Source organism: Streptomyces sp. NPDC054847, assembly GCF_053610925.1.
This window is the reverse complement of record NZ_JBSGZJ010000187.1, coordinates 1-12755: the sequence shown is the minus strand read 5'-3', so window position 1 is coordinate 12755 and position 12755 is coordinate 1. Positions and strand designations below refer to the sequence as shown.

General features: G+C 71.1%; 9 protein-coding genes. 7 read left to right on the top strand and 2 right to left on the bottom strand.

The genetic code is table 11. From position 1 onward, the window contains the following. Window positions 1-236 precede the first annotated feature (236 nt). Both ACWGH4_RS19540 and ACWGH4_RS19535 read right to left on the bottom strand, forming a co-directional pair. Window positions 237-3230 (bottom strand): tetratricopeptide repeat protein, encoded by a 2994-nt coding sequence (locus tag ACWGH4_RS19540; RefSeq protein ID WP_453462302.1) that lies wholly within the window; start codon window positions 3228-3230, stop codon window positions 237-239. Next, on the bottom strand, window positions 3227-5047 hold the full coding sequence (locus tag ACWGH4_RS19535) for an HSP90 family protein (RefSeq protein WP_453462299.1): 1821 nt from the start codon (window positions 5045-5047) through the stop codon (window positions 3227-3229). Before ACWGH4_RS19535 ends, ACWGH4_RS19540 begins: the two co-directional genes overlap by 4 nt. A 163-nt stretch (window positions 5048-5210) precedes the next feature. Between ACWGH4_RS19535 and ACWGH4_RS19530 the strand changes: the two genes are divergently transcribed. From ACWGH4_RS19530 to rnc, 7 genes are all read left to right on the top strand, one after another. Continuing rightward, window positions 5211-8468, top strand: a complete 3258-nt coding sequence (locus tag ACWGH4_RS19530; RefSeq protein WP_453462296.1) for a helicase-related protein — start codon at window positions 5211-5213, stop codon at window positions 8466-8468. A gap of 54 nt (window positions 8469-8522) precedes the next feature. Then, complete coding sequence (gene rsmD, locus ACWGH4_RS19525) at window positions 8523-9107, top strand: 16S rRNA (guanine(966)-N(2))-methyltransferase RsmD (protein WP_441266434.1); 585 nt, start codon at window positions 8523-8525, stop codon at window positions 9105-9107. Window positions 9108-9133: 26 nt separating this feature from the next. Continuing rightward, window positions 9134-9616 (top strand): pantetheine-phosphate adenylyltransferase, encoded by a 483-nt coding sequence (gene coaD, locus ACWGH4_RS19520; RefSeq protein ID WP_053556892.1) that lies wholly within the window; start codon window positions 9134-9136, stop codon window positions 9614-9616. A 94-nt stretch (window positions 9617-9710) separates the two neighbouring features. Next, window positions 9711-10802 carry an ATP synthase F0 subunit B gene (locus tag ACWGH4_RS19515; RefSeq protein WP_453462293.1) on the top strand — a complete coding sequence of 364 codons (1092 nt, stop codon included), beginning with the start codon at window positions 9711-9713 and terminating at the stop codon, window positions 10800-10802. Window positions 10803-10968: 166 nt separating this feature from the next. Continuing rightward, on the top strand, window positions 10969-11574 hold the full coding sequence (locus ACWGH4_RS19510) for a YceD family protein (RefSeq protein WP_441266432.1): 606 nt from the start codon (window positions 10969-10971) through the stop codon (window positions 11572-11574). A 2-nt stretch (window positions 11575-11576) separates the two neighbouring features. Then, on the top strand, window positions 11577-11750 hold the full coding sequence (gene rpmF, locus ACWGH4_RS19505) for a 50S ribosomal protein L32 (protein WP_026165248.1): 174 nt from the start codon (window positions 11577-11579) through the stop codon (window positions 11748-11750). Between the two features lie 19 nt (window positions 11751-11769). Beyond that, window positions 11770-12699 (top strand): ribonuclease III, encoded by a 930-nt coding sequence (rnc, locus tag ACWGH4_RS19500; protein ID WP_453462288.1) that lies wholly within the window; start codon window positions 11770-11772, stop codon window positions 12697-12699. Window positions 12700-12755: the final 56 nt, after the last annotated feature.

Sequence of the window (12755 nt, the reverse complement as noted above, 5' to 3'; positions counted from 1 at the left end):
CCTGGCGGCGGAAACTTTCGCTTCGCGAAATCAGCCACGCCGGCAACTCACGCCCTGCCGGCGGCTCCGGCGTTGCCGGGCAACCCCAGCCCCGCCCGGGGGCACCTCCCACGGCCGCCAGGCCGTAGGGGGATTCGAGGGCACGGCCGAAGGCCGACGGGCCCGGGGCTTGCCCCGGTTCGGGAAGGGGCGGGTAGGGGAACGCCCCGCGCAGCGGCCACGCCCCCCACTCACCGTCACCCCCCGGCCACCTCCGTCAGCACCGCCCGCGCCTCCGCGCACCGCGACTCCGCGGTCTCGTCAGCCGGGCCGTCCCCCGAGGCCTCGTACGTCGCCAGGACTCCCCGCGCAAGCGCCACCGCCGCGGAGGCGTCACCGAGCGAGGCGTGCAGCCAGGACGCCATGAGCTGCGCGCCCGTGCGCAGGTCGGTGAACTGCTCGCCCGCCTCCTCGAAGACCGCCACCGCCCGCAGGACGAGGGCGACGGCCTCCTCGTACGCGGCCCGTGCCGAGCCGTCCGCGTCGTCGTCCCCGGGCTCGCCCTCGCAGGAGCTCGCGATCAGGTCGCCGGTCTGGCGGTAGGTGTCAGCCAGTTCGGCGCGCAGCGCGGCACGGGCATCCTCGTCCGCGGCCCCGTCCGCCGACCCGGCGAGCGCCGACTCGCATTCCGTCGCCGCCGCGGCCATCAGCTCCCGCGCCGCGCCGATGCCCGCCTGCCCGTCCCGTACGGCGATCCAGGCCCGGACCCGCAGCGTGCGCACGAGTGCGTGCACGTCGCCGAGGTCGCGCCACAGGTCGCCTGCGCGCTGGTAGGCCAGTTCCGCCTGCGGGTTCAGCTGCGCACGGAACAGTGCCTGCCCGGCCAGGTTCGCGAGCATCGCGTGGTCCCGTTGTTCCGGCCAGCCGCGTGCGATGTCCGCCGCCTTCAGCCAGTGCTCGGCCGCTTCCCGCGGCTCGCCCAGTGCCGTGCAGCAGTCGCCCAGCCACCAAAGCGTCTGCACGATCATGCCGTCGCCGTGGTCCTGTTCGGTCAGGTCGGGCAGTACGGACTCCAGCACGGCCGCCGCCTCGTCGGCCCGGCCCAGTCGGAGCAGGAATCCGCCGAGCCGGTGCCGTGCGTACGCGCCGTTGCCCGCGCCTTCGCCCGCCTCGTCGGCCCAGTGCGCCGCTTCGAGCGCGTGATCGGCCGCCTCGTCGAGCTTGCCGCTGTCGGAGAGCGTCTCGACGAGCTGGAGGTGCAGGCGGGCCCGCCCGCCCGGTCCGGCGAAGGGGGCCGCGTGTTCCAGTGCGGCCCGTGAGGCTCGCTCGGCGGTCTCCAGGTCACCGAGGTGCCTGCTGACGCCCGCCAGTTGGCTCTCCGGCTCCACGGCGAACCAGGGGCGGCCCGCCCGGACGTACGCGTCGGCGGCGCGCGTGTACAGCTCGGCCGCCCCGGGCGCGTCTCCGCGGAACGCGGTGATGTTGCCGAGGTAGCCGAGCGCCTCGGCGATGACGACGCCGACCCCTGGCTCCGCCTGCTCCGGCTTCGCGAAGCCGAGCAGCGCGTGCACCGCTTCTTCCAAGGACGTGACGGCCGCTTCCACGGCCTCCTGGACCTGCATGCCGCCGATCATGTCGTTGAGTATCCGCACCCGGCAGAGCAGCGTCCGGCTCGTCTGCCGCGCGGTGGACCGGCCTTCCGCGTGCAGGGCCAGCGCCCGGTCGCAGGGTTCCTGCACGGCTTCCAGCGCCTCGGCGGGCCGCCCGTCGAGACTGACGCAGTAGGCGGCACGGGCCAGCGCGGAGGCCGCGAGACCGGGCTCGCCGGCCGTCTCGTACAGTGCGGCCGCGGAGGTGAACAGCCCGGTCGCCTCGGTAGGCGGTGTCGAGGGTGCCATTGCGCGGTGCTCGTCGATCTCCGCCCGCTCGAGAACGGCGAGTTCGGTGCCTTCCCGGCCTGCCGCCTCGGCGACGGCGGCCCAGGCGTCCGTCGCGTGGGGGTGCTGGGCCTCGGAGAGCCGGCGCGCCTCGGCCAGCAGGCCCGCCAGATCCTCACCGGAACCGGAACCGGAACCGGAACCGGCCGCGCCGGACGCCGTGGCCGGTGCCTCGCGTGGCGCGGGCGCCGGCCGTACCGAACGCACACCGAGCGGCAGCCGGTCCAGCAGCGGCGCACGGTCCATGCGTTCCGCGCTCTGCTCGCCGAAGTAGGTGTTGCCGTTGCGCGCGTCGAAACGGGCGGCGATCGCACGCGCCTCCGTACGCGCGTGGACGGCGAGTTCACGCACGGTCCAGGGCCGGCCGCCGGGACCGGTCAGGCTCGTGTCGCCGTGTCCCAGCGCGGTGAGCCGGTCGGTGAGCAGCGCGGTGACCTCCAGGTAGCCGAGCAGGCTGCTCGGCTCTCCGGTGTCCGTGAAGTACGAGGGACGCTCGGCCAGGATCTCCAGGCCGCGCGCCTCGTTGCCGGTCAGCGCGCAGAACTCGACATGCCGGGCGACGGCGCTGCGCATGCTCTCCTTTGTGCGCACCAGCCGGTATCCGCGCAGATGATGGGCGCGGGCCTCCTCGGCGCGCCCCAACCGCAGCAGGGGCAGCAGGGAGGCGGCGAGCACGGCGTGCGGCTCGTGGGCGCAGGTGAACTCGCCGTCCAGCACCGGCCGCCAGGTGACGAGCGCACCCTCGTCGTCGTCCCGCAGGGCCTGCCACGAGCCCTGCGTCCGCAACTCGCAGGCATGGCAGTCGCTCTTGTCGTCCCGGTCGGCGGCCTGCCAGGCGTCGTACGCCCGCTGGGCGCGCTCCAGGTCGCCGACGTGCCGCGCGATCCGCAGTTCGCCCTGCCGCACCGCTCGCTCGGAGTGGCCCGCGAGCCGGTAGCGGTGCTCCATCTCCGCCTGCCACTTCTCGATGGAGGCGAGGGGGATGTGCGGCTGGTCGACCATGCCGCTGGAGACCCACTTGAACATCCAGAACAGGGAGTGGACCTGCTGCCCGTCGAAGTCCTCCGGCCGGTCGTCCCACATCCGCAGCAGCCGGGCGAAGGGGACGAACATCTTGTCCGCCTCCGAGCTGTAGTTGTAGACCTGCATCAGATGGTCGAGGCCGTCGATGACGAGTGACGTGTCGCCGAGTTGCTCGATCTCGGCGAACAGCCGCTCCGCGCGGGCGTTGCGCGCGGGCCCCTCCGGCTCGCGGTTGTTGTCGCGCAGCGCCTGGCGCAGCGCTTCGGCGTCCATGGGGGTGTCGAGGGTCATCGTCCGTTCTCCTGGTCGTGGGTGGCCCACTCCAGCAGGCCCATGAACGCGCGATTGAGGAGCGCGGAGTCGGCCGGCCGCAGCGGTCGCTGCGCCATCAGCAGGGCTTGCCCGTACAGCGCTTCGGTCGCCGTGCCCGCCAGTTCCCCGTCCAGGGAACCGATCCTGCGGATCAGCGGGTTGAGGTGGTTGAGCACGAGCCGCGCGCGGGGCGCGCTGCCGCGCAGCGAGCCGAGGATCCCGGCCCACAGGTCGTCGGCCCGGGCTTCTTCCTCCGCGCGTGCCTGCTCGTGCCGTGCGGCCCGGTCGTCGAGATGGAGCGCCGGCACGGTCAGCGGGTGGAAGGCGCGCAGCACCACGTCGCAACCCAGCGGCTCCAGCCTGGCCCGCGCGGCGGACAGGAAACCGGCGAGGGCCAGCTCCTCCGCGGGATCGACCGCGTCGAGGTGCGCGGTGACCGTGTCGGCGTCGAGTTCGGCGACGACCGTGCCGGGCCGGACCTCCGGCAGGCGCTCGACCAGTTCGCTGTCGTAGGTGTAGCCGCCGTTGATCAGGCCGATGCCCTGCGCCGAGGCGATCGGCGCGACCTGCCGGTACTCCTCGACCGTCCGGGCGAAGTGCACGACGGGGTGCCGCTGGGCGAACTCCTCCAGCGACAGCCGGCCGTCCGTCGTCTCGAACGGCAGCCACGGCAGCATCGTCCGCAGCATGTCGCTGTCGTGCCGGGCCAGCGACTTCACGCCCAGGTGGTGGACGGACAGGAACTGCGCCAGCCGCTCCGGGTCCCCGGCGGCGAGCCCCGTCAGCCACTCCCGGATACGGTCGCCGAGCGCCTCACGCACGGCGGCGAGCGTCTCGTCCGCGTACAGCGACTCGCGGGAAGCCGTCGGGCGCAGGCTGTCGGTGTCGATGACGCACCGCACGAAGAAGGCCCAGTCCGGCAGGAGTTCGTCGGCCCGATCGGTGAGCAGCATGCCCTTCAGATGCACCCGGTGCCCGGAACGCTGCGCCGGGCTGACCGCGGACGGCAGCACGTACGCGACCCCACGGACACCGGCGACCGGCAGCGCGAGGTCCACCGAGTCGAGCGGGGTGAAGCCGAACACGTCGTGGCAGTGGCGCGCGAGAGCCACCCGCCGCGCCGCCGGACCCGGGTACGCACGGTCCCAGGGCGCCGGCAGCTCGCTCACCGGGGTGTCGCCCACCCGGACGTCGTACGGCAACAGCGAGCCGAAGTCCCGTGCCAGGGCGGTCACCCGCTCCTCGGTGAGCCAGTCGGCGGTGCCGGGCCGGGGGGCGAGGTACACCGTCGTGCCGGGCTCCGGCCGGGCACTGTCGGGCAGGGTCCGCACCGTGTACGACCCGTCGTCGCGCGCCGTCCACTCCACGGGCGGCGCCCCGGGCGTACGGGCGCTGCGGCTCACCACCCGGATCTCGGCGGCCACGACGAAACAGGCGAGCAGCCCGATGCCGAACTGTCCGAGGAACCCGGCCCGTGCGGATTCGAGCCCCTCGCGCTTGGAACTGCGGCCGATCGTCGCGAGCAGACTGTGCAGGTCCGTCTCGGTCAGGCCGATGCCCGAGTCCTCGACGCGCAGACCGCCGCCGGCGGCGTACAGCCGCACCCGCGCGGGCGCCCCGGGGTCCTCGGCGCGCCTGGCGGTGATCGCGTCCACGGCGTTCTGGAGGAGTTCGCGCAGATAGACCCGCGGACTGGAATAGAGATGGTGGGAGAGAAGGTCCACCAGGCCGCGCAGATCGACCTGGAAGGTGTGCGGTGTCGTCGTACCGCCGGACGGAGTCGTCTCAGAAGTCATCGTCGCTGCGCCGGTGGGGGGTCGGGCGACGGCGCGGGTCGGGCGATCCCGTACGGCGGTGATCGCGAAGGGGGTGGAAGAGGGGCCATCGTAGGGCTCGCGGCGCCGCGTTGACCAGGAGTTATCAACAGGTGTGCGACGACTGTCGGTGCAGTGGTGTGCAATGGATCGCGTGTCCGCGCTCGACGAACCCCTCAAGAAGACGCTCGGTGCCGCCACCGCCAAGGTGATGGCCGAGCATCTCGATCTGCACACCCTCGGTGACCTCCTGCACCACTACCCGCGGCGGTACGCGGAGCGCGGTGAGCTGACGTCCCTCGCGGAGCTGCCGCTGGACGAGCACGTCACCGTGGTCGCCCAGGTCGCCGACGCGCGGATCCACACGTTCAACCAGGGCCGCGGCAGGCGCCTCGAGGTGACCATCACGGACGGCAGCGGCCGGCTCCAGCTGGTCTTCTTCGGCAAGGGCGTCCACAAACCGCACAAGGACCTGCTGCCGGGCACCCGGGCGATGTTCGCCGGCAAGGTGTCCGTCTTCAACCGCAAGCTCCAGCTGTCCCACCCCGCGTACGAACCGCTGAGCGGCGGCGCGAGCGCGGCCGACGCCGTGGACGCCTTCGCCAACCAGCTCATCCCGATCTACCCGGCCTGCAAGCAGCTGGAGTCCTGGAAGATCTCCAAGGCGGTCGACGCGGTGCTGGACCGGGCCGCGGAGGCGGTGGACCCGCTGCCGCCCGCGCTGCGCGAGGGGCGGGGCATGGCGACCCTGCCCGACGCCCTGCGCAAGATCCACCGCCCGCGCACCAAGGCGGACATCGAGGTGGCCAGGGAGCGGCTGAAGTGGGACGAGGCGTTCGTCCTCCAGGTCGCCCTCGCCCGCAGGCGGTACGCCGACACTAAGCTCCCCGCGGTGGCCCGGCGCCCCGTGCCCGGCGGGCTCCTCGACGCCTTCGACGCCGAACTGCCCTTCACCCTCACCGAAGGCCAGCAGTCGGTCAGCAAGGAGATCTTCGACGACCTCGCGACCGAACACCCGATGCACCGCCTCCTCCAGGGCGAGGTGGGCTCGGGCAAGGCACAGCCCCTCGATTCCCTGGTGTTGACGCCGAGCGGTTATCGCCGAATGGGCGATATCGCCCGCGGCGACGATGTGGTCGTCCCGTCCGGGGAGGTCGCTGTCGTGGATGGCGTCTTTCCTCAAGGCGAGCGTGACGTCTGGCGCCTCGTGCTCTCGGACGGAAGTGCCGTCGAATGCGATGACGAGCATTTGTGGATCGTCGGCACGAGCTGCGGCTGGTACCGCGGCCAGCAGCCCAGGACCATGACCACAAGAGAGATCAGACAAGACACGTTCAAGGCCGACGGGTCGGCGAAGTGGTATCTGCCGACTGCTGCCCCGGTCGACCTCGACAGCGGTATGGATCTTGTCGTCGACCCTTACCTGCTCGGTGTTCTCCTGGGAGACGGCTCATTCCGTCACAATCTCCGTGTCTCAAGTGCCGACGAGGAGATCCTCGAGGCAGTGCGGGCTGCAATCGCTCCCGAGTGTCACTTGGTGCCCGTGCCGGGATCACGCTACGACTTCACACTTCGCATGACCGCGCCAAGGGGCGGAACCCGCCGGAACCCCCTCATCGAGTCGCTGCGTGAGATGGGGTTGTGGGGTGTCACCTCGCACGAGAAGTTCGTGCCGGAGCCGTACAAGAATGCCTCGATCAAGAACCGGCTGGCGATTCTGCAGGGACTCATGGACACGGACGGCACCCTCGACGCCCACGATCTGAGCATTTCCTTCTGCTCGGCGTCCCGGCGGCTGGCCGACGGAGTGGCGTGGCTGGTGCGATCCCTGGGAGGAAGAGCCCGAGTCCTACCGAAGAGGGACGCATTCAACGTTTCCGTGGCTCTGCCCGAGGAATACACACCGTTCCGGCTGTCACGCAAAGTGAATCGTCTGCGCACCCGGCCGAAGTACAACACTTTCCGTCGCGGAATTCGCGCGGTGGAGTACGTCGGCAGGAAGCCCGTCCAGTGCATCAGCGTTGCTCATCCGAGCCACGCGTATGTCACCGACCATTTCACCGTCACGCACAACACGATGGTCGCGCTGCGGGCCATGCTCGCCGTCGTCGACGCGGGCGGACAGGCCGCGATGCTGGCGCCCACAGAGGTCCTCGCCCAGCAGCACCACCGCTCGATCACCGAGATGATGGGCGAGCTGGCCGAGAATTGGGGACTGTGGCGCGAAGCGGCTCCGCAGAAGGGGCGGTGGTCGGGTGACGGGAGGGGGCTCGGAGGCGCCGAGCAGGGCACCAAGGTCGTGCTGCTGACCGGTTCCATGGGCGCCGCGGCCCGCCGGCAGGCGCTGCTCGACCTGGTGACCGGCGAGGCGGGGATCGTCATCGGCACCCATGCCCTGATCGAGGACAAGGTCCAGTTCCACGACCTTGGCCTCGTCGTCGTCGACGAGCAGCACCGCTTCGGCGTGGAGCAGCGCGACGCCCTCCGCTCCAAGGGGAAGCAGCCGCCGCACCTGCTGGTCATGACCGCCACCCCCATCCCTCGTACGGTCGCGATGACCGTCTTCGGCGACCTCGAGACGTCCGTGCTCGACCAGTTGCCGGCCGGCCGCTCGCCGATCGCCAGCCATGTCGTCCCCGCAGCCGACAAGCCGCACTTCCTGGCGCGGGCCTGGGAGCGTGTCCGGGAAGAGGCAGAGGGCGGGCACCAGGCGTACGTGGTGTGCCCCCGCATCGGCGACGACGACGAACAGCCGAAGAAGAAGACGGCTGAGGACGAGGCGGAGAAGCGCCCGCCGCTCGCCGTCCTCGACGTCGCCGACCAGCTCGCCAAGGGGCCGCTGAGCGGGCTGCGCGTGGAGGTCCTGCACGGGCGGATGCCGCCCGACGACAAGGACGACGTGATGCGCCGCTTCGGCGCCGGCGACGTGGACGTCCTGGTCGCCACCACCGTCATCGAGGTCGGCGTCAACGTCCCCAACGCCACCGCCATGGTGATCATGGACGCGGACAGGTTCGGCGTCTCCCAGCTCCACCAGCTGCGTGGCCGGGTCGGCCGCGGCTCCGCCCCGGGCCTGTGCCTGCTGGTCACCGAGATGCCGGAAGCGAGCCCGGCCCGTCAGCGCCTGGCCGCGGTCGCCTCGACGCTCGACGGTTTCGAGTTGTCCCGGATCGACCTCGAGCAGCGCCGCGAGGGCGATGTGCTGGGCCAGGCCCAGTCCGGGGTGCGTTCCTCCCTGCGGATGCTCACCGTCATCGAGGACGAGGAGGTCATCGCCGCCGCCCGCGAGGAGGCCGTCGCGATCGTCGGCGCCGACCCGGACCTCGAGCGGCTGCCCGAACTGCGTACCGCTCTGGACGCCCTGCTGGACAAGGAGCGCGAGCAGTACCTCGACAAGGGCTGAGAGACTCGGGGCTGAGACACTTGAGGATGTGAGCCCGCTCAAGAGAGGCCCTTCATGACCCGCGTGATCGCCGGCGCTGCCGGCGGACGCCGCCTCGCCGTCCCGCCAGGCACCGGCACCCGCCCCACCTCCGACCGTGCCCGGGAAGGGCTGTTCTCCAGCTGGGAGTCGCAGCTCGGCACCCTCGACGGCATCCGCGTCGCCGACCTCTACGCCGGGTCGGGCGCGGTGGGCCTCGAAGCGCTGTCCCGCGGCGCGGCCCACGCCCTGCTGGTCGAGGCGGACGCCCGCGCGGCCCGCGTCGTCCGGGAGAACGTCCGGGCGCTCGGCCTGCCCGGCGCCGAGGTGCGTACCGGCAAAGCGGAACAGATCGTCACGGGTCCGGCGCCGGAGAGCCCCTACGACGTGGTCTTCCTCGACCCGCCGTACGCCGTCACGGACGACGATCTTCGGGAGATTCTGCTCACACTCCGCCTCCAGGGCTGGCTCGCGGACGATGCCCTCGTCACCGTGGAGCGCAGCACCAGAGGCGGAGAATTCAACTGGCCCAAGGGCTTCCAGCCACTGCGGGCCCGTCGCTACGGCGAGGGGACGCTTTGGTACGGTCGCGCCGCCGCTACGTGCGAAGACGCACCATGACCGGACCGGAGAGCGAGGGACTTCAGTTGCGCCGCGCAGTCTGTCCGGGGTCATTCGACCCCATCACCAATGGGCATCTGGACATCATCGCCCGCGCCTCCAAGCTGTACGACGTCGTACACGTCGCGGTGATGATCAACAAGTCCAAGCAGGGACTCTTCACGGTCGACGAGCGGATCGCGATGATCCGCGAGGTCACCGGCGAGTACGGGAACGTCGTGGTGGAGTCCCACCACGGTCTCCTCGTCGACTTCTGCAAGGAGCGCGACATCCCCGCGATCGTCAAGGGGCTCCGCGCGGTCAGCGACTTCGACTACGAGCTCCAGATGGCCCAGATGAACAACGGCCTGTCGGGCGTGGAGACGCTGTTCGTGCCGACCAACCCCACCTACAGCTTCCTCTCGTCCAGTCTGGTCAAGGAAGTCGCCGCCTGGGGCGGCGACGTCTCCCACCTGCTGCCCGACACCGTCCACCGCGCGCTCGTGCGCCGGCTCGCGGAAAAGGGCTGAGCTGACAACTCGTCACCCGGTGTCGGGCGAGGACGGACTGCCCGTACAGTCGTCCCGTCCGTCTCCAACCCGCAGCAGAGAGTGGCGAACCACGGTGGACGTGCAGAAGAAGCTCGACGAGATCGTCGCGGCGGTCGGGAACGCCCGCTCCATGCCCATGTCGGCGTCCTGCGTGGTCAACCGCGCCGAGCTGCTCGCCATGCTCGAAGAGGTGCGCGAGGCTCTGCCCGGCTCCCTGGCGCAGGCCCAGGAGCTCATCGGCGGCCGCGAACAGCTCGTCGAGGAGGCCCGCCGCGAGGCCGAGCGGATCATCGAGTCCGCCCACGCCGAGCGCGGTTCGCTGATCTCCGACACCCAGGTCGCCCGCCGCTCCCAGGACGAGGCCGAGCGCATCCTCGCCGAGGCCCGCCGCGAGGCCGAGGAGATCCGCGCGGAGGCCGACGACTACGTCGACTCCAAGCTCGCCAACTTCGAGGTCGTCCTCACCAAGACCATCGGCTCCGTCGACCGCGGCCGCGAGAAGCTCCTCGGCCGGGGACCCGGACTCGACGAGCACGGCTACGCCGACGAGGACGCGCCGGAGCACAGCAACGACCCGCAGACCCTCATCCAGCGGGCCGACCAGTACGTCGACGCCAAGCTCGGCGCCTTCGAGGCCGTGCTCTCCAAGACGCTCGACGCGGTCGGCCGCGGCCGTCAGAAGCTGCACGGACGTATCGCCACGGACGATCTCGGCGCGCACATGGCCGCTCAGGACGCCGCCGGCCTTCAGCACACCAGCGACGCGGACTACCTCGCCGGCCTCGCCGAACTCGCCGACCCCGTTCCCGCCCCCGCCGCCGCACCGGAGCGCGAGCAGCAGGACGCGTACGCCTACCCGCCGCAGCCCGCGCCGCAGATCCCGGCCCAGCACGACCCGTACACGTACCAGCCGCAGGAGGCGTACGCGGGTTACCAGCAGCCCGACCCCTACGCCGCCTACCAGGACCAGGGCTACGCCCAGCAGTACGCCCAGCCCGACCCGTACGCCTCGGGCGCCCCCGCCCATGCCGGCGGCTACGGCGAGCAGCCGCCCCCGCCGCCGCAGACCCCGCCCCAGCAGGGCACGGCACTGGACGAGACCAGCCTCTTCGACACCAGCATGATCGACCTGGAACAGCTGAACCGGTACGAGCAGGGGCGGTGAGGGCCCGGATTGGGTCTATCGCGGCTGTTGAAGTACCCTGGTTCTTCGGTCGCGCGTAGATCGCGATCCCGGCTGTCCGCTTCGCCCCACGAACCGGGACGGCCCCTCCCACGAACCGAAAGCAGGAAGTCCCCTGAGCACGCGCCTCGACCATCGCAATCCCCTCGTGTTCGACACGCACGAGCTGGGACGGCGACCGGGTGCGCTCCAGCGGCTCTCCCGCACGGTGGACGCTCCCAAGGACCTCGGCATCGCCGATGTCATCGGTGTGCCGGAAGGCGCGCCCGTGGAGCTTGACCTCCGCCTCGAGTCCGTCATGGAAGGTGTGCTTGTCACTGGCACCACCCGTGCGACCGCCGAGGGGGAGTGCGTAAGGTGTCTGGAGCCGCTGCGCCAAGAGGTCGCGGCGGACTTCCAGGAGATGTTCACGTACCCCGACGCCGACGACAGGGGCCGCAGTCGCACTGCGGAGCCTGCCGACGACGAAGAGGACGAGGACAGGCTCTTTCTCGAGGACGGCCTTTTCGACCTCGAGCCCGTGCTGCGTGATGCGGTGGTGCTCGCACTGCCGATGCAGCCGGTGTGCCGGGAGACCTGCGAAGGCCTGTGCCCCGAGTGCGGGGTCAGGCTGGACGAGAACCCGGACCACCACCACGACGCCGTCGACATCCGTTGGGCGGCACTGCAGGGACTCGCCGAGACCGTTCAGGACGGCGAGAAGGACAACATGGGCGGCGCCGAAGCGGGCGTCGACGAGAAGCAGGAGAAGTAGCCGTGGCTGTTCCGAAGCGGAAGATGTCGCGCAGCAACACGCGCCACCGCCGGTCGCAGTGGAAGGCTGCGGTCCCCACCCTGGTTTCGTGTGAGCGTTGCCAGGAGCCGAAGCAGCAGCACATCGCGTGCCCGAGCTGCGGCACCTACAACAAGCGCCAGGTCCTCGAGGTCTGAGCGGCTGGTGAGAGGCGCGATGTCTGAGTCCAACAAGACGGACAATGCCTCGTCCCACACGCTTCTGGAAGGGCGGCTCGGGTATCAGCTCGAGTCCGCCCTTCTGGTGCGCGCGCTGACCCACCGTTCGTACGCGTACGAGAACGGCGGTCTGCCCACCAATGAGCGCCTGGAGTTCCTCGGGGACTCCGTGCTCGGCCTGGTGGTCACCGACACGCTGTACCGCACCCACCCCGACCTGCCGGAAGGCCAGCTGGCCAAACTGCGGGCCGCTGTGGTCAATTCGCGTGCGCTGGCGGAGGTCGGGCGTGGCCTCGAACTCGGCTCCTTCATCCGGCTCGGCCGTGGCGAAGAGGGCACGGGGGGCCGGGACAAGGCATCCATCCTCGCCGACACCCTGGAAGCGGTGATCGGCGCGGTCTATCTCGACCAGGGCCTCGATGCGGCGTCCGAGCTGGTTCACCGGCTCTTCGACCCGCTCATCGAGAAGTCCTCGAACCTCGGTGCGGGCCTGGACTGGAAGACCAGTCTCCAGGAGCTCACCGCGGCAGAGGGCCTCGGCGTCCCGGAGTACCTGGTCACCGAGACCGGTCCTGACCACGAGAAGACCTTCACTGCTGCCGCCCGCGTCGGTGGTGTCTCGTACGGCACCGGCACCGGCCGCAGCAAGAAGGAAGCGGAGCAGCAGGCGGCGGAGTCCGCGTGGCGGGAGATCCGTGCCGACGCGGACCGGCGCCTGGCAGCGGCGAAGGTCGCCGCCGAGAGCGGGGCCGCCACGGACGAAGGGGACGCCGACACCCCTTCCGAACCGGCAGAGGCGGACGCACCGGCAGCGGCGGACGCACCGGCACCGGCCGACGAACCGGTACCGGCGGACGCACCGGCACCGGCCGACGAACCGGTACCGGCGGACGAGCAGCAGGCATCCGCGGACCGGGCTTCGGCCTGATTCCGCGGAGCTCCGTCGCACGACAGCAGTTCCGGTGAGGCCCCCCGCCACAGGCG

Coding starts and splice junctions, on each gene's coding strand:
- rnc (WP_453462288.1), top strand. CDS start 11,770: ATGTCTGAGTCCAACAAGACGGACAATGCCTCGTCCCACACGCTTCTG.
- rsmD (WP_441266434.1), top strand. CDS start 8,523: ATGACCCGCGTGATCGCCGGCGCTGCCGGCGGACGCCGCCTCGCCGTC.
- ACWGH4_RS19530 (WP_453462296.1), top strand. CDS start 5,211: ATGGATCGCGTGTCCGCGCTCGACGAACCCCTCAAGAAGACGCTCGGT.
- ACWGH4_RS19540 (WP_453462302.1), bottom strand. CDS start 3,230: ATGACCCTCGACACCCCCATGGACGCCGAAGCGCTGCGCCAGGCGCTG.
- ACWGH4_RS19535 (WP_453462299.1), bottom strand. CDS start 5,047: ATGACTTCTGAGACGACTCCGTCCGGCGGTACGACGACACCGCACACC.